Source organism: Bacillus cereus group sp. Bc010, assembly GCF_027716745.1.
Classification (GTDB): Bacteria; Bacillota; Bacilli; order Bacillales; family Bacillaceae_G; genus Bacillus_A; species Bacillus_A pacificus.
The window spans coordinates 52,295-77,233 of the sequence record NZ_JAQFUY010000016.1 but is presented as its reverse complement, the minus strand read 5'-3'; the positions used below and the strand labels follow the sequence as shown (position 1 = coordinate 77,233).

The window sequence follows — 24,939 nt, the reverse complement described above, 5'->3', positions numbered from 1 at the left end:
CTTCCTGTCCAATTAATTCACCATATCCTGTTTTGTAAATACTACAAACGAAATAATAAGGGAAACAACTGCCCAAACCGTTAAATTCATTAAAGAAAACTCCATCGATAAACCTTGTAATGCAGGTAGTTTTCCTGATAAATAATCCGTTAATGATAAATTCACACTAAAAATATATTTCGCGCCTTCCCAAGATGTTGCGAACGAGCTTAAAATACCGCCTGCAATTAATGCAGCTAGCATAACGCCCATACCAGCTGGTGTATTACGAATTAAAACAGAGACCATAAATGATATAGTTCCGACAACGATAGCAACAAACCAAGCTAATCCATATGCCATCAAGATATATTGCCACTGCGGAATAAGATGTACAAAATTCGTATTTAACGTTTCCTTATCAATGACGAATCCTGTTAAAACAGGTAAATTCCATCCCGAGTATCCAAATACAAGCCCTGATAGTATGTAAGCAAACAAACCTACAAGAAACAGTATGAGCGAAATGAAAAATAACATCGTTACGTATTTACTAAGGAGTATTTTCCAGCGCCGAATCGGCCGCGTAAGTAACATCTTCATCGTCCCATCACTTCGTTCTCCTGAAACGATATCAATGGCGACAATCATTACGAGAAGCGGAATAAATAACGTAATCCCTTGTTCAATAAACGCTCTGACAAAAGTCGGTGCGCCCGGTGCCATCGGGTTAATATCATGATCTAAATAATATTGTTGCTGCTCAACTCTTACCTTTAACCAATCACGCCATTCTTCTGGCAACCTAGAATTGTTCAACCGGTTCTGAGAATCAACAATTTGCTGTTGTAATGAAACCTTCCAATCAGTTGTACCGAGCCTTTTCTGTGTCGTTTCTATTTCACGATACTGCGCGTACACAAAAAGTGGGATTAAGATTGCTAAAATAAGCATGACAACAAAAATACGTTTCTTGCGGTAAATCTTTTCTGATTCATTTAAAACTAGATTCGCAAATTCACGCATGCTGCTCCCCCCTTGTGAGTTCAATAAATAAATCTTCTAGCGTAAATACAAGTTCTTTAACGCTATGTACATCTATCTCGTTTTCTACAAAATGTTTATTCCAATTACTTATAGATGCGATATTCATACGGCATAGTAATCGATCACCTTCTATACTCACTTCTCTTACTTCCTCAGCATCTTCTAGCATATCTTTTGCTTTCCCAATCGGCGTAACAATCCATTCTACACGGTCACTTGCTGTTTTAATTAACTCTTCAACCTTGGCAACTGTTATCATCTTTCCTTTATGAATAATAGCAACGCGATCACATATCATTTGCACTTCACTTAGCAAATGACTGGAAATAAATACGCTCATATTTTCTTCTTTTACAAGCTTATGTATAAATTCCCTAAGCTCTCTAATTCCAGCTGGATCTAAACCGTTTGTCGGCTCATCTAATATGAGCAATTTAGGATTTCCAAGAAGCGCTTGTGCAATGCCAAGGCGCTGTTTCATACCGAGTGAGTATGTTTTTACCTTATCGTGAATTCTTTCATCCAAATGAACCATTTGAGCAATTTCCATAATACGTTCATCTGATATATCACCTAACATACGGGCAAATTGCTTTAAATTTTCCCATCCCGTTAAATATGTATACAACTCTGGGTTTTCAACGATACTCCCAATTTGACGCATCGCTTCTCTGAAATTTTCCTTAATCGAATAACCACCGATAGAAATTGTACCTTCTGTCGCCTTAATTAATCCGACTAACATTCGAATGGTAGTCGTCTTTCCAGCACCATTTGCTCCTAGGAAGCCGAACACTTCTCCTTGCGTTACATCAAAAGAAATATTCTCTACAAGAGTCTTCTTTCCAATTACCTTCTTCACGTCTCGTACGGAAAGTATCGTCGTCATTTTACCCCTCCTTGTTCTAGTTTTAATTTACTTGCTACATTTTGAACTAATCGGTCCGCCATATATGTATACCCTATTTCATTCGGATGAAAATGATCGGAGTATAATAAATCTTTCCCACGGTTTTGGAACAAATCAAATGTCGGTGTAATATACACATTTTTATTATTTACCGCCAATTTTTCTAAAGATGCATTCCAGTCTACAACAATGTTTGAAGACCCCTTTAAATCTTCTACATCTTCAAAAGGATTATATAAACCTAGCCAAAAAATTGGGCTATCTGTATTTAACTTACGAATTTCTTCTATAATTTTCTTCGCTTCATTTTGGAATGTTTCCGTATCAGGACGATACGTTTCTAAATCTATCTTTCCAAGCGATTCCCAGCCTGGAAATAAATCATTTCCTCCAATCGTTAAAACGATTACGTCTGCTTGTTTAATTGAATATTGAGCGCCACTACTCTCAATTTGTTTTAATAAATCAGGCATTTTCGCACCACTAACAGCTAAGTTCGTTAAGGCAACCTTTTGCTTATAATCTTTTTGTAAATCTTCTTTCATCCGTCCAATATAGCCAATTCCTTCTTTATCACCAACACCGCGTGTTAATGAATCACCTAAACTAACGATTTGTAACGTTCCTGTTTTCTTTTTCTCTTTTGCTACTACATCGGTCTTTTTAATTAAATTTGAAGCTTTCGGATTTAATACATCATTTACACCTGAAACAAAGCCATATGCAAATAAACAGAAAGATGCAATTGTAATGAGTAGAATTACTTTAACTACTTTTGATCTCATATCAAAACCCCTTTTAGCCCTCATAGATTGTCCATAATTATACCAAACGCAATTTTGAAAAGCGATTTTCAAACCTTATCTATTATGTTGTTTCCCTATGTACTAATTGTGGCAATAACTCTACATGCTTTATATCGATTTGCTTATCATTAATCTTTTCATATAATAATTCAAATGCCTTCACGCCAACATTTTTACTACAATATGAAATCGTCGTAATACCTAAAATGTCTGCTACATCTTGATCATCACAACCGATAATCGTAATATCCTCTGGAATACGAATTCCTTGTTTTTTCGCTTCTGTTACCATTCCCGCTGCAATATGGTTGCAAGATACAAGAAACGCTGTTGGTTTTACTGACATAGAGGCCAATTCCCTAATTACATTACGCCCATCTTCCACCGTAAAACAGCCTTTAAACTTCCAAGCCTCTATCGGTGTTACAGCAATCTGTTGAAGCGAATCTTCATATGCTTGTTTTCTTCTTTGACTATTAATACTGTTACTTCTTCCAATGCAATACCCAATACTTGTATGGCCCGCATCTATTAAGCTCTTCATCCCGCGCGAAAACACTTTATAATAATCAATATGCACACTCGAAATGTAGTTCGAGTCTATTTCTTCACACATAACAATAGGACCAAATTTCGTATATTCTTCGAGCTTTTCCTTACTATTTGCCCGCGAACATATAATAACCCCATCAAGCTTTTTCATTTTTAACATATTCAAAATTTCTAATTCTCTTTCCTCGCTATAATTCGTCTGACAAAGCATCATATTATAATTATTCTTTGCTGTTTCCTTTGATATTCCCTCAATAATAGCACTATAATATTGGTCATTTACATGCGGTAATAAAACGCCAATGACATTCGTTTTCCCTTTCACTAAATGAATTGCATTCACATTTTGCGTATAGTTTAATTCTTCTATAATTGCTAAAATTTCTTTTCGCTTCTGTTCATTCACATATGGATGATTATTTAGTACACGTGAAACAGTTGAAACAGATACCCCAGCAAGTTCAGCAATCTTTCTTATATTCGTCATCTCATTTTCCCCTTCCCTGCAAAAATTCTCCCTTGACCTGGTAAGCTTTCCACAGTATATCCTTTCCTAGCAAATACTTTTTGAAAGGATATACAACTATGCTTCGAGTCAAATTAGAACATATATTTTTCATTGGCGGTCTACTCATTCTCGCCATCGGCATTAATATGATGACGACAATTACTTCCTTTGGACTGAGCCCTTATGATTCCTTCTTTATTGCACTATATCAAAATTTTGGGATAAGTATCGGTTTTTGGATTTTCATGATTAACTTTGCTTTTACCCTTATCGTACTCTTTTGGAATAAAAAACAAATTACGATCGGTACAATTGTAACAATGGTTCTTATTTCTCTTTTTGTTGATTGGATTGGTTCCATTACAACTATTATGGACGCTATCCGTTCTCTTCCAAAATATATAACACTTATTTGCGGAAATCTATTCGTTGGAGCCGGTATTGGTCTTTACGTCTCTACAAATCTTTGCGCAGCACCTCAAGAAGCTTTCGTTTTAACAGTTGCTGAGAAAAAGAAATGGACATTTAGAAGGACAGAAATTTCGTTAGCATTCTTATTTTTAACATTAAGCTTCTTATTAGATGGACCTATCTATTTTGGAACAATCATTTTATCCTTTACAACAGGCTGGATTATACAAGCATTTATTCAAGTTGGTACACAAATTTTAAATAGAAAAAAACCTATTAAGCAAGCTGCTTAATAGGTTTTTTATTAGTAGAGATACTACTTAGCATCTCCTTCAATTCGGTAGTTTGCTTTCAAACAATCTATTTCTTCATACCCTTGCAACGTATGTAGAATATAATCATAATCAGCAAGAGAAGCACGATGCGTTACAATGACAATTTCAGCCTTTCCTTTCTCTTCAAGCGGCATTTGAATAATCTTTTCAAAGCTAACACCACGCTCAGAGAATAACGAAGTAATTTTTGCAAATACACCAATTTCATCTTTTACATGAAGTCTTAAAAATTTCTTTACAACAATTTCGTCTGGCTCTTTTAATACTTTTTGATATTGCGGGACTACAGCACTATTTCCTGTTACCCCTAATCTAATATTTTGCATTACAGCTACTAAATCAGAAACAACAGCTGTTGCTGTCGGTAAACTTCCTGCACCTGGTCCATAAAACATCGTTTCTCCAACTGCTTCACCATACACATATACAGCGTTATATTCGTTTTGCACGGCCGCAAGAGGATGTGTATTTGGGAGTAATGTCGGTTCAACTGTAACCTCTAATTTCTCACCATCTCGCTTCGCAAGACCGATTAATTTAATCGTGTATCCTAAACTCTTACTGTATTCAATATCTTCTTCTGTAATAGAAGTAATGCCTTTTACCTTCACATCTCCAAGCTCTACATTTGTAGAGAAACCAAGGGTAGCCAAAATCGTCATTTTTCTTGCTGCATCTAAACCTTCTACATCTGATGTTGGATCTGCTTCTGCAAATCCAAGTTGCTGAGCTTCTTTTAACACGTCGTTATATGCTCTCCCTTCATCTGACATTTTCGTCAAAATAAAATTTGTCGTTCCATTTACAATTCCCATTACTTTCGTAATAAGATCTGAAGAAAGTCCCTCTACGATACTTCGTAAAATCGGAATCCCTCCGGCTACACTTGCTTCATAAAACAAATCTGCTTTATTATCTTTTGCTACCGCTAAGAGTTCCGCTCCATGTAACGCCATTAAATCTTTATTGGCAGTCACAACATGCTTCCCGCTTTGTAAAGCTTGTAAAATATACGATTTTGCGTCATCAATGCCACCCATCACTTCGATGACAACATCAATATTTGGATTATCTAAAATTTCATTTGCATTTTGCGTTAATAGAGTAGAAGGTACCTCTACTTCTCTCTCTTTTTCAATATTTTGTACTAGCACTTTCGTTACTTTTACAGGACAACCTACTTGGTGTATCAGTCGCTCTTGGTGATCTGTAATGATACGAACTACACCGCTACCAACTGTCCCAAGACCTAATAAGCCAACTTGAATTTCTTTCATAATACTGTCCACCCCTCAAAAATTGTGTTTAGATGAAATTATATGAGTAAAAAATCTGAAAAACAATGTTTTTAGAACATTCGGAAAAATATAAGTTAACCATTGCAGAGAAAACGTTGCCACGTGTTACACAATCTTTTTTTATAATACATAAGGGGTTTCTTGATACACGTAATAATTTAGCCAATTAGAGAATAATAGATTTCCATGGCTTCTCCACCTTACAAGCGGCTTCTCATTTGGATTATCATGCTTAAAATAGTTTTTCGGCACATCAATATTTAACCCTTTGTCACGATCTCGTTCGTATTCTTGCTTTAACGTATCACAACTATATTCACTATGACCGAGCGCAAACACTTGTCTTCCTTCTTGCCCAATAACAAGATGAACGCCCGCTTCCTCAGAGTTGGCTAATAACGTTAACTCCTTCACTGCTCTAATGTCACTCTCTCGTACTTCCGTATGACGAGAATGCGGGGCAAAAAATAACTCATCAAACCCTTGTAACAATTTCACATGTTGCTCACGAACCTCATGTTCAAACACACCAAACATTTTTTCCTTAAGAGGATACTTTTGAACACCATAATGATGATACAAACCAGCCTGTGCCCCCCAGCAAATATGAAGCGTAGATGTTACATTCGTTTTTGAATACTCCATAATACGTTTAAGCTCTTCCCAATAATCTACCTCTTCAAAAGAAAGGGTTTCAACTGGTGCTCCTGTAATAATGAGTCCATCAAATTTCTCATTCTCAATATCACGGAATGTTTTATAGAAACTCGTTAAATGTTCCTGTGCGACATTACGAGACAAATGCGATTCCATATGAAGTAAATGAACATCTAATTGCAACGGTGTATTGCCAATTAAACGAAGTAATTGCGCTTCTGTTTCTTGCTTTGTAGGCATTAAGTTTAATATGGCAATTTTCAATGCACGGATATCTTGTGTTTCTGCTCGCTCTTTTGTCATTACAAAAATATTTTCCTCCTGCAACACTTTGCGAGCTGGCAAATCTTTATCAATTATGATCGGCATGTTGTTTGCCTCCGACTAGCGCTGCTTCTAAATCTGCAATAATATCCGAAACATCTTCTATACCAACTGATAGACGAATTAAATCTGATGTGACGCCAGCTAAGCGCTGATCTTCAGCACTTAATTGTCTATGTGTTGTACTTGCGGGATGTATAACGCAAGTTCGCGCATCAGCCACGTGCGTTACGAGAGTTGCTAGTTTTACATTTGCGATAAATTCTTTTGCTGCTTCTAATCCTCCCTTAATGCCGAATGTTAAAACACCACTAGCACCTTTTTTCAAATACTTTTGTGCTAACGAGTAATTTTCATTACTATTTAATCCCGGATAATTCACCCATTCAATACGTTCATGATCAGCAAGCCACTTAGCAACTGCAAGAGCATTTTCACTATGACGCTCCATTCGTAAATGCAATGTTTCTAAGCCGATATTGCTAATATACGCATTAAATGGGCTCATACAGTTTCCGTAGTCTCTTAATAATTGAACACGTGCCTTCACAATATAAGCTGCTGCACCAAAATTTTGAACGTAACTTACGCCGTGATAACTTGGATCCGGTTCAACTAGTTCAGGATATTTCCCGTTTGTCCAATCGAAGTTCCCTCCGTCAATAACAATGCCACCTAACGAACTTGCATGACCATCAATATATTTCGTCGTAGAATGAACGATAATATTTGCTCCATGTTCAAATGCTTGGCATAAATAAGGAGTTGCTAATGTATTATCCACGATAAAAGGTACTTCCAACTCTTTCGCTGCATCTGAAAGTTCTTTGAAATTTAAAACGTTCATCGCCGGATTTCCTAGCGATTCTGCATAAACGAGTTTCGTCTTATCATTAGCAAGGGCCACAATTTCATCAGCAGTTAAATTCGGATTAAAGAATGTAACATCGATACCAAGCTTACGCAAACTCACTCCAAATAAATTAAACGTCCCGCCATAAACTGTGGAAGAACAAAGCAAGTGGTCTCCGCTACTACAAATGTTTAAAACAGCAAGCATAATAGCAGCCTGCCCAGAAGCCGTTGCAACAGCTCCTACGCCACCCTCTAAATCTGCTAGCTTTTGCTCAAATGCAGCTAAAGTAGGATTTCCAATACGCGTATATATATATCCTTCTGCCTCTAAATTAAATAAGGCTGCTAAATCATCCGAAGTATCGTATTTATACGTTGTACTTTGATAAAGCGGTAAAACACGCGGTTCACCATTCTTTGGCGTATAGCCACCTTGCACGCAAATTGTTCCTTTCCCCCATGATTCTCCCATCTCTTATTCTCCTTTCTTTTATACAAAATAAAAAAACTGCCCCTTTCCTGAAAACAAGAAAGGAGCAGTTTGAAAACACGCTCTAAAGGCTCTTTCTTATCTCTCAGGGTTTATTACCTGCAGGATTTGGCACAATTCCGTTATACGGCTGTTGCCAAGGTTTCATCGGGCCTGTCCCTCCACCTTTTCTTGATAAGACTATGCAATTACCGTTGATTTTATAGCAATAATTTCCTAATGTCAATCAGTTTTTCTGAATGTTCTAAATTAACTACAAGGAATTTAATGTACATAACAAAAGAAATATATTCTATATTCATTTGAAAAAGACCTTTTAAAACCTTCACTTAATTTACTATTACAAACGATTCGAGCAGGTGCTATCGGAAATGCATTTCTACTTCCAAAACATAATGAAACTACCAATAAAAAATAGGCAGTAGAGACGAAAGTTCCACTGCCTATTCTCATTACACATGTTGCTTCAATAACGCGTATAACTCTTCAAAATTTTGCACTTCATATGTTGGCACAATCTCGCTATTATTACATTTCTTTTCTGGATTAAACCAACAAGTATCAATTCCCGCTACATATCCACCTTTCATATCAGCGCTTAACGAATCCCCAATAATGAGCCCTTCTTCAGGAACAAAGTTAGGGATCCTTTCAAAAACATAATCAAAATGCTCTTTCATCGGCTTTTGATAACCTGTATCTTCAGAAACGAAAATATCTTGAAACAAGGCATGTAACCCTGCATTACGTAATCGTTTATCTTGCGTCTTAGAAATACCGTTTGTCACTATATATAAATCGTACTGACTTTGAATTTGATTTATAAATTGTAAAGCACCTTCCATGAGCTGATTTCCTTCTTCTAAGTAACTGCGATAATTATTTTCGAATAATATCCCATCTACTTCTTCCCCGTATTCTTTAAACAAAATTGAAAATCGTGTATTTACAACTTCATCACGACTTATTTCACCTTCTTCAAAAGCAGTCCAAAGACTTTTATTAATTTTTTTATATTGCGCTTCAATTTCGCTAGTTAGAAACATCCCTTTCTCTTCAAAAAGCATACGTAATGCCGATTTTTCTGCCTTTTGAAAATCTAACAATGTACCATCTACATCGAATAATAATGTTTTATATTTTTTCATAAGCCCTTCACACTCTCTTTTCTACAAAAACAAATTTACGTAAATCGTATCATTCTTTCTTGTAAAAATAATAGGAGATATCTCATACTAAACATGAGGTGAAAACATGAAAGTCAGCAGAAATAGCGAAGAAATCTCTCATTACATACAAACTTACAATTTCCATACTCTTTTTTCTTTTGATATCTTACCGTATGCTGAACTACATTCCTTTCAGAAAAGAGAAAAGATATGTAATGAAGGGGTCGATGTTCCTTATCTTTATTACTTAATTGCTGGGAAAGCAAAAATATATATGAGTCACAAAAACGGAAAGGTCTCCTTGATTAACTTTATTCAGGCACCTTCGTTCATTGGGGAATTAGGATTAATTGGCGTAGAATCTATTACGAAAACGGTGGAAGTAATTGAAGATTGTATATGCTTAGCGCTTCCTCTTAAGGATTGTCAGCATCTTTTGTTACAAGATGCTACCTTTCTACAGAAACTATGCAAATTTATCGGTGAGAAAACCATTACCCGAACAGAAAGTTATGCTAAAAATAATAGTTATCCGTTCGAAAATCGATTAGCGGCGTTTATTCTATTAACAGAACAAAATAACAGTTATATAGAAAAACATACCGAGGTTTCGGAATACTTAAATGTTAGCTACCGTCACCTTTTATATGTATTAAACCAATTTTGCCAACAAAATTACTTACGGAAAGATGGAAGAACCTATTACATACAAGATCGAATTCAGTTAGAAAAACTAGCTGACGAACTTAAAATATAAAAAAGTAGCATTAACGTTTATCTGTTAATGCTACTTTTTTGAGTGACGATTTTATTTTCAATTAAAATTTACTTGCTACTTTAGCTGCTTCTTCAAGACCAGCTGCAATGATTTCTTCTGCTTTATCTGGGAATTGATTATGTCCTTCAATAACTACTGTTTCCATGTTTGTTGCACCGAAGAAGCCCATCATGCTTGCTACATATTTAACAGCCATTTCTACTTCAGCTGCTGGACCTTCAGAATATACACCGCCGCGCGCGTTTAATAATGCAATCTTCTTATCACCAATTAAACCAACTGGGCCTTCTGGCGTATATTTAAATGTTTTACCAGCTCGGTTTAAATAGTCAATATATGTGTGTAATACTGCTGGAATCGTTAAGTTCCATAATGGGAAACCGAAAACGACTTTATCAGCTTCTAGGAATTGATTTAAATACTTATCAGCAACTGCTACTGCTTTTGCTTCCTCTTCAGTTAAATCAAATCCTTTACCTGCTTTGAATGTACCATTAATCATATCTACGCCTACATATGGTAATTCTTCTTTATATAAATCAAGTTCTACTACTGTATCATTTGGATGTGCTTCTTTATAGTTCGCTAAAAATGCCTCGTATAATTTCACACTAACTGCTTGTTCCGCTGGGCGGTTGTTTGCTTTTACAAATAAAACTGTTGCCATTGTTTTTCCTCCTACTACTCACTCTTATGTTGTTATATGCTTTTAAAAAGGCATCCCTTGTAATTGTTGTTTTGTTGCTTACAAACATATTTTATCTTTATATCAAGACAATTTCGTCCTCACATAGACGTATTTTTCCATAAAAAAAGTCCACCTTCTAAAGGCGAACTAGGTCTTACGACTTTCGTCTTATACAACTCCATTTTTCACTGCATATAATGCCGCTTGCGTACGATCAGATAAATTCAACTTACTCAAAATACTACTTACATGAGCTTTTACCGTTTTTTCTGTAATAACTAAAACAGAAGCGATTTCTTTATTACTCATCCCTTTCGCTAATAGCTGCAATACTTCATTTTCTCTCGCTGTTAGCACATCCACTTGAATAGAAGGCTCTTCTTCTTTTTCTTCTACAGGTAATGTTTGAGAGAGAAGAGCATTTGCTATATCAGGATGTAATTGAATATTACCTTTATATGCACTTCGAATAGCCTCAACAAGCTGATCCGGTTCTACATCTTTTAAAATATACCCGCTTGCTCCAGCCCTTAATGCTGGTAACACATGCGCCTGATCAGAAAAGCTAGTTAATACAATTACTTTCACATCTGGATATTCTTTTTTAATACACGCTGTCGCCTCAACACCATCCATTTCGGGCATATATAAATCCATTAGTACAACATCAGGATTCGTCTCCCCTACTTTTATTAGTGCCTCTTTCCCATTGCTTGCTTCTCCAACTAACTCTATATCTTCCTGTGTACTTAAGAAAAATGCTAATCCTTTTAAAACGACTGTATGATCATCCACTAACAATACTTTTATTTTCACAAACTTCCCTCATTTTCACATCATAATGGTACGTTTACTTTTACACTTGTTCTTTTTTTATCACTTACAACTTTAATTGTTCCACCGATTAGTTCTACTCTTTCGCGCATCGTAGTCATGCCAAGTGATTTCTTCTCTTTTATATCCTTTTCTACAAAGCCGTTTCCTTGATCTACTATTTCTAATGATACATTCTTCTCCGTCACTTTGAAATAAATCGTCGCTTCTCTAACATTCGCATGCTTACTTACATTATTTAAAGCTTCTTGTCCAATTCTCCATAGCGCTTCCTCTACTACACGTGGTAAATCACGGACACCTGTAACTTGTTCCCGAATTTTCAATCCCAAACTTTCACCATATTGCTTTAAAGCTGGTAATAACCCTTTCTCTAAACCCGCTGGACGTAGTTGCCAAATTAACGTCCTCATTTCTTTTAAAGCTCCTTGCGCTAGTTCACGCATATCATGCAAAGATCGATCCACTTTTTCATTTTGACCTTTTAAAACTGCCTCAGCGCCTTTTGTCATAAAAGTTAACGAAAATAGCTTTTGTGAGACGGAATCATGTAAATCCCTTGCTAACCGATTTCTTTCTTCCATTCGTACAAGTTCACGCCGTTGCTCATTTAACCTTAAATTTTCTATCACGAAGGAAATATGATTTGTAATTGCTTGAAGTACATCTATCGTATTCACATCAAATTCACCATTATTTGAACTAACACATAAAACACCAAATATGTGAGTTTGAATCTGTATTGGTGTAGCAATAACCGTCCTATTAGAGGCTACCTTATGACTGACTTGATGATTTAATAAAATAGGTTCACCTTTTTCTAATGCTTCTTTCGCTGCTTTTTTTATATCCTCTTGCAATTCTTCCTGGCAATAAGATGCCCGCAAGGATAATTCTTTCTCTTCCCTAATAAAGAATGCGACTTGATTCCACTGAAACACTTCACCTAATTGATCTACAACTTTTTCAGGCAATATATTAAATTGATGAATCGTTCTTAAAACTTGAATGAACCGTTCTAATTTCACATAATAATGTGCTCTTCGCTTTTCATTTTCATATAACTTTGCTCGTTTTAAAGCCGTTCCAATTTGGAAGGCAACTGATTGAAGCAATACTAATTCTTCTTCTGAAAAATGTGTTTTACCTGGGCTTGCCACATTTAACAAACCAAATTTTTCTCCTCCAGCCTTTAAAGGAACCGTAGCATGATGAAGAATTCCTTCTGTATCTCCCCAATTATATTCAATTGCATTATTAATTCTTTTACATTCAATAATATTAACAGCTCGTTCTAATTTTCCATCAACAAAGCCACGTAAACACCAACATTCCCCTTCACACATCGGACGTTTGTTTTCATATGTAAGTGCCTCTGGTAATTGATAATCAATTAATTTTGTATACCTACCATCTTCATCCGCAAGAAATATCCATCCTGTCGTTAAACCTGTTACACTCAGCAATTTTTCTAGTACTGCTTGCAATACATGATATGTATCATTTGATGTATTTAATGTTTCTGCAATCTCTTTTAATATAACTAATTCATTTGTACGATTCTCTTGAAACATAATTCGTCTCCTACATACAAGATTTTACATAGTTCCTAACATAAATCATCTACTTTTCACTTTGTACTTATTCGTAACATTGATATAATGGTGAAAACATAGTTTTCATTATATCACCTGAGGGGGCTTTTCATAATGACATTAAATAAAGCACTTACTATCGCTGGTTCTGACACAAGTGGCGGTGCTGGTATACAAGCAGATTTAAAAACATTCCAAGAACTTGGTGTGTACGGAATGACATCTCTTACGACAATCGTAACGATGGATCCACATAACGGTTGGGCACATAACGTATTCCCAATCCCAGCTTCTACATTAAAACCACAATTAGAAACGACAATTGAGGGAGTTGGCGTAGATGCTTTAAAAACAGGTATGCTTGGATCAGTAGAAATTATTGAAATGGTTGCAGAAACAATCGAAAAACATAATTTCAAAAATGTAGTAGTTGACCCTGTTATGGTATGTAAAGGGGCTGATGAAGCATTACATCCTGAAACGAATGATTGCTTACGTGACGTTCTTGTTCCAAAGGCATTAGTTGTCACACCAAACTTATTTGAAGCTTACCAATTAAGTGGCGTAAAGATTAATTCTCTCGAAGACATGAAAGAAGCAGCGAAAAAAATCCATGCTTTAGGTGCGAAGTATGTCCTAATTAAAGGCGGTAGCAAGCTTGGTACCGAAACTGCAATCGACGTTCTATATGATGGAGAGACATTCGACATTCTAGAATCAGAAAAAATTGATACGACAAATACACACGGCGCAGGTTGCACATATTCTGCTGCAATTACAGCAGAACTTGCAAAAGGAAAACCTGTAAAAGAAGCAGTAAAAACTGCTAAAGAATTTATCACAGCTGCTATCCGTTATTCATTCAAGATCAACGAATACGTAGGCCCAACACATCACGGTGCATATCGTAAATTCGTTGTATCAAAAGAGCTTGTCTAACTTATAAATAAAAACACCCACAGAGTGTGTATTTCCCTCTCTGTGGGTGTTTTTATTTATAAGCTCTTCTGGTCATCCTATCTTTAAGATGCGGAACTAACCTGATTTCTACCATTTCTTTTGGAGTAATATAATGCATCATCGGCAGCTTGAATAAATTGCTCTGGTGATTCTTCATATACTGAAACGCCTACTGAAACTGTAATTTTTATTTTTGTTCCATTTAACAATTCGAATGAATGGTTTTCAACAGCTGTGCGAACTTTTTCCCCCGTATGCATTCCGTAAGCTAATCCCTTCTTTGGTATCAAAAGCGCGAACTCTTCTCCACCTTTTCGAAAGGACAAATTTGGGAACGGTGAAACTTCCCTTAAAATACTACCTATTTGCTTTAACACTTCATCTCCTGCAGGATGCCCATACGTATCATTTACACACTTAAAGTGATCAATATCTATAAGTAGTAAACAAAGTGAATCATTTTTCATACGCTTATTACCAATATGATGATTCATTTCTAAATCAAACTGCCTTACATTTCCTAAACCTGTCAATGCATCTATCGTTGCATATTGCTTCATCTTTTGAAATAACTCATTGGATTGTAATACATAATTTGCGCTTATAAATGTTATATAGCCTGTAATAACACTAGAAACCAAATATAATCCCACTATGTGAATATCTTTGATTAACCATATATATAGTGAGGGAATTAGAATAGATAAAATATATGTATGTATGTAACCATACCCATTTTTCTCCTAGAGAAAGTTTTAGACGCGAAATAAAGATACTACCTATCCCTATCGCAATAATTGTATAAAAAGCTACTTGAGAAGCTAATGAATAATCCATAAATACTAACCTAGTTACTAAAATCATACTAACAGCTATAGTACTCGCTATTGGGCCACCAATTATAACGGCTAGAATAACAGCTAAGTAGCGTAAATCCAATAGGATGGTACCAACATGAACACCGAAATACATTAGTAATATACCTAATATTCCAGTAAGAATACCTACTACACATTTCTGCCAAAAAGAGAACCCTTCTTCTAACGGTTTATCTCTTAAAAGCTGACCTCCAATAAAAATAAAGGAAAGAATAATGGTTGTGTTTACAAATAAGTCCCTTAACATAAAATAATCTCCCTACTTTTCTATCTATCCCTTTCCTTATTTTATTGTATACGAAATACCTATAATTCCCAAAGCTTTTTATTTATTTTTTGCTGTTCCACGTGAAACAGCAAAAAATAAAAAGGACGAAAATTCGTCCTTTTCACTAACAACAGCGCGAGATTTTTCCGCCCTTTGCATTAAATCTTGCTTCTTGCGCTTCTGCAAAAAATTGTTTTTGACATACAACTTCTTCTTCTGGATGATGCTTTTTCATATGCTCTACATATGTTTCATAGCTTGGTACCCCAACAAGTAAGCTAATAAAGTGTTTCCTTTGTCCCCATACTTGCCGTAGTCTTTTAAGCATAGTTCCTCGACTCACTTTCATCTCTAGGGATATATGGTGCCTCTTTTAGCGGCATCAGCTTATTTCTTAATACTTGAATCCAAATTCGAATTGCAGAAATTAATACAGCGATTACAACGATCATAAAAATCCCACAAAGTGCCGCATCAATATAATCATTGAAAATAATTTGCTTCATTTGGGCAACATTTTTAGCTGGCGCTAACACTTTCCCTTCATCTAATGCTCCTTGAAACACCTTTGCGTGGGATAGAAATCCTATTTTAGGGTTTTCATGAAATAGCTTTTGATAACCCGCTGTCATCGTTACAATAAGCAATCCGACAGTTGGAATAAGCGTCACCCAAACATATACCTTTTTTCCCATTTTGAATAAAATTGTCGTTCCAAGTAATAATGCAATACCTGCTAACATTTGATTTGCAATACCGAAAAGTGGCCATAATGTATTAATTCCACCAAGTGGATCAACTACCCCTTGATATAAGAAATAACCCCATCCTAATACACATAACGTTGTAGCTATTACATTCGCGAATGTAGAATCCGTTTTCCCAAATGGCTTATACACATGCCCTAAAATATCTTGAATCATAAATCGGCCGACACGCGTTCCAGCATCAATTGTTGTTAAAATGAATAGTGCTTCAAAGAGAATCGCAAAATGATACCAAAATGCCATCATGGCCGTTCCACCTATTACTTGTGAGAAAATATATGCCATACCTATCGCTAACGTTGGTGCACCACCTGTACGTGATAAAATCGTTTGCTCTCCAACGTTTACAGCGAGATCTTTTAGTTCATTTGGTGTAATAGCAAATCCCCATGAGGAAATAACTTGAGCTGCCTGCGAGACATCTGTACCGATAAGTGCTGCAGGACTATTAATTGCAAAATACGTTCCCGGTGTTAATACACAAGCTGCAATCATCGCCATCGCCGCTACAAACGACTCCATTAACATTGCTCCATAACCGATTGGCTGTGCGTGTCCCTCTTGCTCAATCATCTTCGGCGTCGTACCTGATGAAACAAGAGCATGGAATCCAGACACTGCACCACAAGCAATAGTAATAAATAAAAACGGGAATAAGTTTCCAGAGAACACAGGACCAGTTCCATCAATAAATTTCGAAACTGCTGGCATTTGTAAATCTGGTGCTACAATTAAAATACCGATTGCTAATCCTACAATTGTTCCGACTTTTAAAAATGTACTTAAATAATCACGTGGTGCTAAAAGCATCCAAACTGGTAATGCCGATGCGATAAACCCATATACAATAAGCATTATAGCAATTGTTTCTCCGCTAAACGTGAACATGCTTGCAAGCGCTGGATTTTCCGCTACATACTGCCCTCCAATAAGAGACAGTATAAGTAGGATAATTCCAATTACTGACCCTTCACCAACCCGTCCAGGCCTAATGTAGCGCATATATACTCCCATTAAAATAGCAATAGGAATCGTCGCTGCTATCGTAAACATTCCCCAAGGGCTTCCGACAAGCGCCTTTACTACTACTAATGCTAATACTGCTAATAAAATAATCATAATGCCTAAAATACCAATCATTGCAATAAGTCCTGTAACAGGACCAATCTCATCTTTAATCATTTCACCGAGAGATTTACCATTACGTCTCATCGAAGCAAATAAAATGACAAAATCTTGCACAGCTCCAGCGACAACTACCCCTACAATAATCCATATTGTCCCTGGCAAATATCCCATTTGTGCCGCCAAAATCGGTCCTACTAAAGGCCCAGCCCCAGCGATTGCTGCAAAATGATGCCCAAACAATACCCATTTATTTGTCGGAACATAATCTTTTCCATCATTTAATGTATGAGCTGGCGTTTGCCGATTATTATCTAAACCGAATACCTTTCTCGCTATAAATCTACTATAAAATCGATAAGCAACTGCATATACACATACCGCAGCTACTAAGAGCCACACGGCATTAATAGTTTCACCTTGCGATAAAGCTATTACACCAAAAGCACCCGCTCCTACTGCTGCAATAACTCCCCAAAGCAAAATCGACTTCAATGTTCTCACATACAATCCCCCCAATACTATTTCTTAGTGGGATTGTACTAAATTTTCTGAATATTTAATTTGAATCCTCCTTATCATGAAGGATTTTTAGTTTATCATGTTAAAAAATTTGCATTATCTGCTATAATTCAATTTTATTTCGAAGTCGTTTCACATAATTACGACTTACAGGAATCGGTTGCTCATCGTATTTATCTAAATACAGATTATATGTGCCATTATAGTAAGGCTTTAACTCTTGTACATATGACATATTAATTAAATAACTTTTATGCACACGTAAAAAATCATATGCATTTAGCTTATTTTCTAGCTCCTGGAGTGTATATGTTGAAATATACTGATTATTTGTTGTATAAATTGAAACTGTTTTGTTTTCTTTATTTTTGCTTACATATACAATATCTTCAGGGAAAATATACCGAATCCCTTCTTGACCTTCTATCGGTAGTTTACGCAAATAGCTCTTTGCTTTCTCACCTTGCTCTTTACCCATTCTATATAAAAGGAATTGCAAATCTTCCTCGCGAAATGGGCGTAGTAAATAATAAACTGCTTGAAAACGAAATGCTGTAATAGATTCTTCTATATCTTCACCCATAAAAATAAATTTCGTATAACAATTTACTTCCCTTAATAAACTTGCATATTCAAAACCCGTTCCATCTAGTAATTTTGAATTTAAAAAAACAAAATCTGGTGTATGCTTCTTCATCATAAATAATGATTCTGTTCCTGTATTTGCTTCAAAACATTCTACATTCCTTATATTTTCAGTAAATGTTTCAGCTAAACTTCTTCGCTCTTCTGCATCTTCCATGATCAGTAAAATTTTCATTTCTTCAACCACCTAATTCTTTTGTCCGTATGTCCTGTTGTATACATTCGCTTTTATAAGGAACATTCCCTTTTTCTTACTATACCATTATTTATCTAAAAAAACAGAAAAAAGGGAACCATCATGGTTCCCCCTGCCCTTTTTTCCGTTATTTGTAGGCAGTAAAACCCACTGAATGAGAAAACATGAGCTCTTAGTTTTACTACTCTAAAACATAATTGGTACGGACCAATAATTGAGATCACTTACCGATTAAAGTTTTACCTTATACTAATTCTCGTTGTTTCGTTTCTTGCCCAAGTATAATTACAGCAAATACGCCTATTAAAATTGATCCACAGAAAATCGTAAATATTAGTGATAGTGAAGCCTGTGAAGCAACTAAATATCCTACTAATAGCGGTCCAAGAATACCACCAATACGACCGAATGCTGCCGCCATCCCTGCACCTGTACCACGAATAACTGTTGGGTATTGTTCAGGTGTATAAGCATATAATGCACCCCAAGCACCTAAATTAAAGAATGATAGTAACATGCCTGCTACGATTAATACCGTTAATGACTCTGCTACTCCAAATAAGTAAGCACTGCAAGCTGTACCAATTAAATACGTAACTAAAACAAACTTACGACCAAGACGTTCAATAAACCAAGCAGCTGTGAAATAACCTGGCAATTGAGCTAACGTCATAATAAGTACGTATTGGAAACTTTTTATTAAACTAAATCCTTTTAATACCATTACACTAGGTAACCAAAGGAACATGCCATAATAGGAGAAAACAACAGAAAACCATAAAATCCATAACATAATTGTTGCCTTACGATATTCCCCAGACCAAACTGACTTTATATTTTCGATAACGGATGGCCTTTTTTCAACCTTTTGGAATCTTGGAGAATCCGGTAAATTCCATCTTAAATATAAAGCATATAGCGCTGGAATCGCACTTAATATCATCGCAACTTCCCAACCATATTTCGGTATAACAAAATACGAGATAAGAGCCGCAATTAGCCATCCACCTGCCCAAAAACTTTCTAATAACACAACTATTTTGCCGCGTTCATGCGCTTCAACACTCTCTGATACTAATGTAGAGGCAACTGGAAGCTCTCCCCCTAGCCCCATACCGATTAAAAATCTTAAAACAAGGAACATAGCAAGTGTTGTCGTTAAAGCCGTTAAACCACTACCGATAGAAAATAATAATAATGTAATAATAAAGACTGATTTCCGTCCTATTTTATCCGATAGTATTCCAAAAATGAGCGCTCCAACTGCCATACCAATTGAATTAATGCTGCCTATCCAGCCCATTTCTTGGGTACTTAATCCCCAATCTTTTTGCAGCGCTACCATTACAAATGAAAGCATTCCAACATCCATTGCATCAAATAACCATCCAAGCCCCGCTATACTAAGTAGCTTTCGCTTCGAAATTTCTTTCACCTTGCCCACAAGAAGTCCTCCTTACACAGCTGTCTTTACACATCATTTTACATGTGTGAATTGTATAAGTAAAATACTTTCGTGCAAAAAATTCTCCTTCATCATTCCCAAAAAGTAAAATACTTATCCGACTATTTGAGGGCAGTAAGGCCCCTCACCTCAAAATTCAGCTGAAGCAAAGAGAGATAGATAAAAAAACCATGGCCATTAAACACCCGATTAGTGAGTGTCCGCAATCGGTAGTAGATGAATAAAAACGCACTTTATTAAAAATGGACAAATAAAAAAGTAGCGATAGAACGCTACTTTTTTGAACGCATGACTTCTTTTAAAAATTCCGCTAATACTAACTGACGACGCCAACGCGTTGGATTGCTACACAATCTATAAAACCACTCTAAATGGATCGCTTGAATCCATTTTGGTGCACGTTTTACCTCTCCAGCCCATACATCTAAACTTCCGCCTACTCCAACGGCCATTTTCGTTTCTAAACGATGCTTATTCGTTTGGATAAAGTTCTCTTGTCTCGGGAAACCAAGTGCAACAAGCAATAAGTCTGGTTTTGCCTTTTGAATACGAGAAACAATATTCTCTTCTTCTTGTTTAAAATACCCATCTTGTATACCCACAATAGATACAGCTGAATACGTCTTCGTTAAATGATCTGCTGCAGCTTGTACAACATGCGGTTTTGCACCTAATAAGAAAACTGATACTGGTTTATTGTCTTCTGATAACGACGCAAGTAAATTACACATTAAATCAAAACCTGCTACACGTTCCTTTACAGGTGTACCTAACATACCACTTGCTTTTACGACTCCAATACCATCAGGTGTAATTAAATCTGCATGTAATAATGTTTGATGGAATGCTTCATCCTTTTTTGCACACATAACAATTTCAGGATTTGCTGTTACTACCTGAAAAGTATGTGTTCGCTCCACTTCTAGTTGTTCTTTTAAATATTGGACCGTTTCATCCATTGTCATTGTAGAAAAAGGAACGCCTAGAATATCAACTGTTTGTACTGCCATAGTTAACTATCCTCTCTATCATTACAAGTTTTTCGCTATTAATTGCTTATATGTTTCCTTTGTATCTTCATATAGTTTTTGAAGTGAGAAGTTCATAATAGCATGCTCATAAATATGTTTCCCCATTGCTGCTAATTCTCCAGTTTTCCACTTATCATACGCTTCTTCTAAAGCTAATGCTAATGCCCTTCCATCATCTGTTGGCACAATCCATCCGTACGTTTCATCTACAATTAATGGTTCAATCTCTCCAGCCCTAGTCACAATTGATGGTACGCGTTGATTTGCCGCTTCTAATAAAACTAGTGGGAACCCTTCACTATGGGAGGTTAATAAATTCACATGTGACGACGCAAATAATTGTTTTACATCTTGACGATGCCCTAAAAACTCAACTTTATTATTAATCCCTTTTTCAGTAGCCAATGACTTTAGATTTTCTTCTAACGGGCCATCACCAACTAACAATACTTTAATTTTCTCTAATTTTGTTCGTTGTAACGCATCAAATAGAACTTCATGTCCTTTCACAGGATGCAATCGTGCTACTTGGATTGCCGTAAATACATCTTCATCAATATTGAACATTTCTTTTTTATTATAACCTTCTGCTTTTTCCTTATCGTATTCAATTCCATTATAAATAACATGCATCTTTTCATTAGAAATGCCTAAAGCAGCTAAACTTTTCTTTAATCTATTTGTTACAACAAAAAATAAATCTACATTTTTTAAGGCTTTCAAATTCAATTTCGTAAAAATCCAACCTTTTAAGCCTTGTTTAGTAAAGTCTTCAAATGGATCACTATGAATAGTCGTTACCCATTTTGCCGTTATTCTCTTTTTCATTAAAGAAACATAGAAATTAGCCCTAGGACCATGCGTATGAACTATATCAAATTTTTCATTATTAATGAATTCGCTTATATTCTTTAAAATAGATAAATCATAGCGGGATTTTTGTGAAAACACATGGACTTTTATCCCTAACTCTCTTGCTTCTTTCGCAACAATCCCATCTTCAAATACCGCTAATTCTACTTCACCAGTTGGAAACTGATCGAGAAGTGAAATAATATGTGTTTTCCCTCCCCCATCTTCTGCTCCTGCATTCATATGCAATATCCTCATATTTTTTCCTCCTTTAAATCCTCGCCACATTTCCATCTATCTTTATTTTACTGTACTAAAAAATAAAAGCTAACAAAAGTTAGCTTTTATTTTAATCATTCAATTTCTAAGTCTACAATTAGATAAGCTAACACCACTACAAAGTAGATCCCAACTCCTGGTGCTGTTAAAATATGTCCTGCAATATAAGCAATACCTAATGCTAACAATAAGCTTGCTGCAATCATTCCATATTTTATATTAAATATCTCTTTAAACCTTGTAATAAATACTAGTAGGATTCTTAAGCCGTAATAAACAAATGGAATCATTAGTAATGCAAAACCAATAATCCCAAAGTCATAAAACCAATCATGGAAGTCCATTTCAATTAGCTTTGGATCTGGCTGCTTTTGTTCATTATATTTAAAATTACCTGCATAACCCATTCCTAATAACTTTTGTGACGTTGGCGCTTCTTTAAAGAACTGCTTATGTCTTTCTTCATATACTTGACGTCCGCTGAAAATAAGATTTTCTTGATTTTCTTTCTTTTGCTCTTTCTCAAGCTCTTTCTTAATTTCCTCTTCTATCTTTGCCTTTTCTTCTGGCTTTTCACCTTTATGATGAGTTTCTTCTTTTGCTTTAAGTTCTTGCTCTTTTTTCAGCTTCTCTTTAATTTCTTTTTCTTTTTGACCTTGCTGTGCCACATTTTGCTCTGATAAATAGTTATTGTGAATGCCCATATTTTGTGCTAATGGCGTTTGTTTAAACGTTCCAACTACACCAGCTAATAGGACAATAGCAATTACTGCATTAAGCGCAAGGGATTTTTTGTTCGGATTTTTTCTATCAAATAATAATTGTAGTACAATGATCCCGATTGCTGCCGCTAACGTAGCACCAATTGAGCCCATTCCTACTTTCGTACCGACCTGAATTAATGAGTAAATCATTAAAAACGATGGAATCCAATATAAAACGTGTTTCCAGCTCTTTGTCTTTTGAATAGAATATAGTACCACAATAGGGAAAATAATAGCTAAGATTGAACCTAGTTCATTCCCTGCATAGAACCAACCTCGAGAACCTACCTTCATCCATTCATAACTACCAAAGTCAGTAGATGTTGAAATAGAAATAACCATAATTGCGTTAATGATTAATGTAGAATATACAATACTATTTCGAACCTTATCACTAATATTAACTTTCTTTTTCAATGATTTTAAAGCTAAAATGTATGAACCCAGCATGATATATATATATAATGCTTTCGCAACGAATTTAACTTCTTCACCAAGTACAATAGGATCCTTAACTAGTTTGTTATTAATAAATCCTACCCCTAAAACTCCGGCTAATAATATAAGATAAATTAAAAACTTTCTATTTTCCTTCTCTTTTGCCTGAATTAAAATGTAAATACCACCAACAGCCATAATAAGGAATCTTACTAAAATTCCAACGGTAGCACTTGATTTTAATAAAGTGATGCTAAGAGACGTTAATAAATCTAAAACAGGCTGTAAAATAATAAAAAAGAGCAAAAACCGCTCAAATCTAACCCTAGCTTGATTTGCTAACATTCCAAGACCTCCATACAAAATCTTAACATTATCTTTTAATCATAACTTTTTATCATTCAAACACACCTAGCAATTATAACATAACTCATATTCAAATCGAGAACTATTTTTCCAGCTAAAACTAGCCAGGACAAGTATTAATCAGTAATAGAAATTACTGTCCTTTCGCTATACTCCCTATTTTTACAAAAACTATCTAACAACCATCCCCTTATTTTTGTCAGTATATACATATTTTTTTATCATTTTATACAGATGTAAACAACATACCTAACATTGTAACATTTCACCAATTAGGTAACACCAAAAAAATGTAAAATTAATCTTTTCATATCTTCTTCAAATTACTTTATAGCTATTTTCCAAACATTTTCAAACGCTTTCTTTATGTATTTTATCCGTTTTTCTACATGTAGCGAAAAGTAATTGTTATTTCCAATACTTTAGTGTATATTTTTTCTCTGGAACATCTTTAAGAGGAAGGGATTAAGGCCATGTTATTAATCGATATATTTACGTTTCTTGGCATTATCGCCGCTGCCATTTCTGGTACATTAGTTGGTTTAAAAAAAGATTTAGATTTATTCGGTGTCCTTTGTTTAGCTGTAGCTACTGCGCTCGGCGGCGGTATTATTCGTGATATTATGATCGGTAACCTGCCTCCCGTCGCATTTGTTAAACCCATTTACTTTTTCGTAAGCGTATTATCAGCATTATTTACTTGTATGTTTTTTGAGCGTATCAATAAACTTCAAGTTGTTATTATGCTTTCAGATGCTGTTGGCTTAGGCGTTTTTACAGCTATTGGTGCAAATGCGGCAATGTCACATCATGTTGACGCCTCATTTTTAGTTGTTTCAATGGGAGTCATTACAGGTATTGGAGGCGGTATTTTACGTGACATTTGCGCTCAAGATATCCCCTACGTCTTCCGAAAAGAAATTTACGCAATCGCTTCTATTTTAGGGGCAATTAGTTTCCTAATCACATATGCAATGGGGGCACACGTATTGGCTTTCTATGTTTGTTTATTGGTAACTTTCATTATTCGTGTTGTCACTGTCATATATAATGTACATTTCCCAGTTTTCTTTAAAACACATGCTAAAATTAATAAAGGTCATTAAGAGAATTCTATATGGAATTCTCTTAATTTATATACTATTCT

22 protein-coding genes, 1 pseudogene and 1 riboswitch are annotated in these 24,939 nt (G+C 35.5%); of the genes and pseudogenes, 4 read left to right on the top strand and 19 right to left on the bottom strand.

Features of this window, described 5'->3' with window-relative positions:
* Positions 1-12: 12 nt before the first annotated feature.
* From PDQ68_RS17735 to PDQ68_RS17720, 4 genes are read right to left on the bottom strand one after another with little or no spacing between them, the layout of a single operon-like run.
* Positions 13-1,005 carry an ABC transporter permease subunit gene (locus PDQ68_RS17735; RefSeq protein ID WP_001206473.1) on the bottom strand — a complete coding sequence of 331 codons (993 nt, stop codon included), beginning with the start codon at positions 1,003-1,005 and terminating at the stop codon, positions 13-15.
* The gene (locus tag PDQ68_RS17730; protein WP_061184154.1) at positions 998-1,915 is read right to left on the bottom strand and encodes an ABC transporter ATP-binding protein; all 918 of its coding nucleotides are present in this window, start codon (positions 1,913-1,915) and stop codon (positions 998-1,000) included. Before PDQ68_RS17730 ends, PDQ68_RS17735 begins: the two co-directional genes overlap by 8 nt.
* Positions 1,912-2,793, bottom strand: a complete 882-nt coding sequence (locus tag PDQ68_RS17725; protein WP_141114906.1) for an SGNH/GDSL hydrolase family protein — start codon at positions 2,791-2,793, stop codon at positions 1,912-1,914. Before PDQ68_RS17725 ends, PDQ68_RS17730 begins: the two co-directional genes overlap by 4 nt.
* Before the next feature lie 10 nt (positions 2,794-2,803).
* A complete protein-coding gene (locus PDQ68_RS17720) occupies positions 2,804-3,781 on the bottom strand; it encodes a LacI family DNA-binding transcriptional regulator (protein ID WP_000181973.1) in 978 nt (325 codons plus the stop codon).
* Between the two features lie 98 nt (positions 3,782-3,879).
* On the opposite strand from PDQ68_RS17720, the gene PDQ68_RS17715 reads away from it, so the two are divergent.
* Positions 3,880-4,506 carry a YczE/YyaS/YitT family protein gene (locus tag PDQ68_RS17715; protein ID WP_000946665.1) on the top strand — a complete coding sequence of 209 codons (627 nt, stop codon included), beginning with the start codon at positions 3,880-3,882 and terminating at the stop codon, positions 4,504-4,506.
* Between the two features lie 23 nt (positions 4,507-4,529).
* Here PDQ68_RS17715 and PDQ68_RS17710 read toward each other — a convergent pair whose 3' ends face one another.
* The 4 genes from PDQ68_RS17710 to PDQ68_RS17695 all read right to left on the bottom strand — a co-directional run bounded on the left by PDQ68_RS17710 (position 4,530) and on the right by PDQ68_RS17695 (position 9,320).
* A complete protein-coding gene (locus tag PDQ68_RS17710; RefSeq protein ID WP_016719037.1) occupies positions 4,530-5,825 on the bottom strand; it encodes a homoserine dehydrogenase in 1,296 nt (431 codons plus the stop codon).
* A gap of 141 nt (positions 5,826-5,966) precedes the next feature.
* Positions 5,967-6,872 carry a homoserine O-acetyltransferase MetA gene (gene metA, locus PDQ68_RS17705; RefSeq protein WP_061184153.1) on the bottom strand — a complete coding sequence of 302 codons (906 nt, stop codon included), beginning with the start codon at positions 6,870-6,872 and terminating at the stop codon, positions 5,967-5,969.
* Positions 6,856-8,154, bottom strand: a complete 1,299-nt coding sequence (locus PDQ68_RS17700) for a bifunctional O-acetylhomoserine aminocarboxypropyltransferase/cysteine synthase (protein WP_000504756.1) — start codon at positions 8,152-8,154, stop codon at positions 6,856-6,858. Before PDQ68_RS17700 ends, metA begins: the two co-directional genes overlap by 17 nt.
* Before the next feature lie 93 nt (positions 8,155-8,247).
* A riboswitch (SAM riboswitch) is annotated at positions 8,248-8,353 on the bottom strand.
* 271 nt (positions 8,354-8,624) lie between these two features.
* Positions 8,625-9,320: a YjjG family noncanonical pyrimidine nucleotidase gene (locus PDQ68_RS17695; RefSeq protein WP_061184152.1), complete on the bottom strand. Its 696-nt coding sequence runs from the start codon at positions 9,318-9,320 to the stop codon at positions 8,625-8,627.
* A 106-nt stretch (positions 9,321-9,426) separates the two neighbouring features.
* Between PDQ68_RS17695 and PDQ68_RS17690 the strand changes: the two genes are divergently transcribed.
* The gene (locus tag PDQ68_RS17690) at positions 9,427-10,098 is read left to right on the top strand and encodes a transcriptional regulator YeiL (RefSeq protein WP_000868835.1); all 672 of its coding nucleotides are present in this window, start codon (positions 9,427-9,429) and stop codon (positions 10,096-10,098) included.
* A gap of 61 nt (positions 10,099-10,159) precedes the next feature.
* Here PDQ68_RS17690 and PDQ68_RS17685 read toward each other — a convergent pair whose 3' ends face one another.
* From PDQ68_RS17685 to PDQ68_RS17675, 3 genes are all read right to left on the bottom strand, one after another.
* Entirely contained in the window at positions 10,160-10,786 is a 627-nt protein-coding gene (locus PDQ68_RS17685) for an FMN-dependent NADH-azoreductase (protein ID WP_000246724.1), read from the bottom strand.
* Positions 10,787-10,975: 189 nt separating this feature from the next.
* On the bottom strand, positions 10,976-11,623 hold the full coding sequence (locus tag PDQ68_RS17680; RefSeq protein ID WP_000695782.1) for a response regulator: 648 nt from the start codon (positions 11,621-11,623) through the stop codon (positions 10,976-10,978).
* A gap of 20 nt (positions 11,624-11,643) precedes the next feature.
* Complete coding sequence (locus PDQ68_RS17675) at positions 11,644-13,215, bottom strand: GAF domain-containing sensor histidine kinase (protein WP_000485089.1); 1,572 nt, start codon at positions 13,213-13,215, stop codon at positions 11,644-11,646.
* Positions 13,216-13,350: 135 nt separating this feature from the next.
* Here PDQ68_RS17675 and pdxK point away from each other — a divergent pair, with 135 nt between their 5' ends.
* On the top strand, positions 13,351-14,175 hold the full coding sequence (gene pdxK / locus PDQ68_RS17670) for a pyridoxine/pyridoxal/pyridoxamine kinase (protein ID WP_000174249.1): 825 nt from the start codon (positions 13,351-13,353) through the stop codon (positions 14,173-14,175).
* An 83-nt stretch (positions 14,176-14,258) separates the two neighbouring features.
* On the opposite strand, the pseudogene PDQ68_RS17665 reads toward pdxK, so the two are convergent.
* The 8 genes and pseudogenes from PDQ68_RS17665 to PDQ68_RS17630 form a co-directional block, all read right to left on the bottom strand.
* Positions 14,259-15,321 (bottom strand): annotated as a pseudogene (locus tag PDQ68_RS17665) (GGDEF domain-containing protein).
* A gap of 145 nt (positions 15,322-15,466) precedes the next feature.
* Positions 15,467-15,670 (bottom strand): YbdD/YjiX family protein, encoded by a 204-nt coding sequence (locus PDQ68_RS17660; protein WP_000919824.1) that lies wholly within the window; start codon positions 15,668-15,670, stop codon positions 15,467-15,469.
* On the bottom strand, positions 15,663-17,738 hold the full coding sequence (cstA, locus tag PDQ68_RS17655; protein ID WP_061184151.1) for a carbon starvation protein CstA: 2,076 nt from the start codon (positions 17,736-17,738) through the stop codon (positions 15,663-15,665). The genes PDQ68_RS17660 and cstA overlap by 8 nt, the downstream gene beginning before the upstream one ends.
* A gap of 121 nt (positions 17,739-17,859) precedes the next feature.
* Positions 17,860-18,576, bottom strand: a complete 717-nt coding sequence (locus PDQ68_RS17650; protein ID WP_061184150.1) for a LytR/AlgR family response regulator transcription factor — start codon at positions 18,574-18,576, stop codon at positions 17,860-17,862.
* A gap of 265 nt (positions 18,577-18,841) precedes the next feature.
* The gene (locus PDQ68_RS17645; protein ID WP_016719043.1) at positions 18,842-20,041 is read right to left on the bottom strand and encodes an MFS transporter; all 1,200 of its coding nucleotides are present in this window, start codon (positions 20,039-20,041) and stop codon (positions 18,842-18,844) included.
* Positions 20,042-20,334: 293 nt separating this feature from the next.
* Positions 20,335-21,072: a WecB/TagA/CpsF family glycosyltransferase gene (locus tag PDQ68_RS17640; protein ID WP_061184149.1), complete on the bottom strand. Its 738-nt coding sequence runs from the start codon at positions 21,070-21,072 to the stop codon at positions 20,335-20,337.
* A gap of 21 nt (positions 21,073-21,093) precedes the next feature.
* Positions 21,094-22,203, bottom strand: a complete 1,110-nt coding sequence (locus tag PDQ68_RS17635) for a glycosyltransferase family 4 protein (protein ID WP_001221234.1) — start codon at positions 22,201-22,203, stop codon at positions 21,094-21,096.
* A gap of 95 nt (positions 22,204-22,298) precedes the next feature.
* Complete coding sequence (locus PDQ68_RS17630; protein ID WP_061184148.1) at positions 22,299-23,771, bottom strand: O-antigen ligase family protein; 1,473 nt, start codon at positions 23,769-23,771, stop codon at positions 22,299-22,301.
* Between the two features lie 494 nt (positions 23,772-24,265).
* Here PDQ68_RS17630 and PDQ68_RS17625 point away from each other — a divergent pair, with 494 nt between their 5' ends.
* Positions 24,266-24,898, top strand: coding sequence for a trimeric intracellular cation channel family protein (locus PDQ68_RS17625; protein ID WP_000924376.1), 633 nt, complete (start codon positions 24,266-24,268; stop codon positions 24,896-24,898).
* Positions 24,899-24,939: the final 41 nt, after the last annotated feature.

Coding starts and splice junctions, on each gene's coding strand:
- PDQ68_RS17735 (WP_001206473.1), bottom strand. CDS start 1,005: ATGCGTGAATTTGCGAATCTAGTTTTAAATGAATCAGAAAAGATTTAC.
- PDQ68_RS17730 (WP_061184154.1), bottom strand. CDS start 1,915: ATGACGACGATACTTTCCGTACGAGACGTGAAGAAGGTAATTGGAAAG.
- PDQ68_RS17720 (WP_000181973.1), bottom strand. CDS start 3,781: ATGACGAATATAAGAAAGATTGCTGAACTTGCTGGGGTATCTGTTTCA.
- PDQ68_RS17715 (WP_000946665.1), top strand. CDS start 3,880: ATGCTTCGAGTCAAATTAGAACATATATTTTTCATTGGCGGTCTACTC.
- PDQ68_RS17710 (WP_016719037.1), bottom strand. CDS start 5,825: ATGAAAGAAATTCAAGTTGGCTTATTAGGTCTTGGGACAGTTGGTAGC.
- metA (WP_061184153.1), bottom strand. CDS start 6,872: ATGCCGATCATAATTGATAAAGATTTGCCAGCTCGCAAAGTGTTGCAG.
- PDQ68_RS17700 (WP_000504756.1), bottom strand. CDS start 8,154: ATGGGAGAATCATGGGGGAAAGGAACAATTTGCGTGCAAGGTGGCTAT.
- PDQ68_RS17695 (WP_061184152.1), bottom strand. CDS start 9,320: ATGAAAAAATATAAAACATTATTATTCGATGTAGATGGTACATTGTTA.
- PDQ68_RS17690 (WP_000868835.1), top strand. CDS start 9,427: ATGAAAGTCAGCAGAAATAGCGAAGAAATCTCTCATTACATACAAACT.
- PDQ68_RS17685 (WP_000246724.1), bottom strand. CDS start 10,786: ATGGCAACAGTTTTATTTGTAAAAGCAAACAACCGCCCAGCGGAACAA.
- PDQ68_RS17675 (WP_000485089.1), bottom strand. CDS start 13,215: ATGTTTCAAGAGAATCGTACAAATGAATTAGTTATATTAAAAGAGATT.
- pdxK (WP_000174249.1), top strand. CDS start 13,351: ATGACATTAAATAAAGCACTTACTATCGCTGGTTCTGACACAAGTGGC.
- PDQ68_RS17660 (WP_000919824.1), bottom strand. CDS start 15,670: ATGCTTAAAAGACTACGGCAAGTATGGGGACAAAGGAAACACTTTATT.
- PDQ68_RS17650 (WP_061184150.1), bottom strand. CDS start 18,576: ATGAAAATTTTACTGATCATGGAAGATGCAGAAGAGCGAAGAAGTTTA.
- PDQ68_RS17640 (WP_061184149.1), bottom strand. CDS start 21,072: ATGGCAGTACAAACAGTTGATATTCTAGGCGTTCCTTTTTCTACAATG.
- PDQ68_RS17635 (WP_001221234.1), bottom strand. CDS start 22,203: ATGAGGATATTGCATATGAATGCAGGAGCAGAAGATGGGGGAGGGAAA.
- PDQ68_RS17630 (WP_061184148.1), bottom strand. CDS start 23,771: ATGTTAGCAAATCAAGCTAGGGTTAGATTTGAGCGGTTTTTGCTCTTT.
- PDQ68_RS17625 (WP_000924376.1), top strand. CDS start 24,266: ATGTTATTAATCGATATATTTACGTTTCTTGGCATTATCGCCGCTGCC.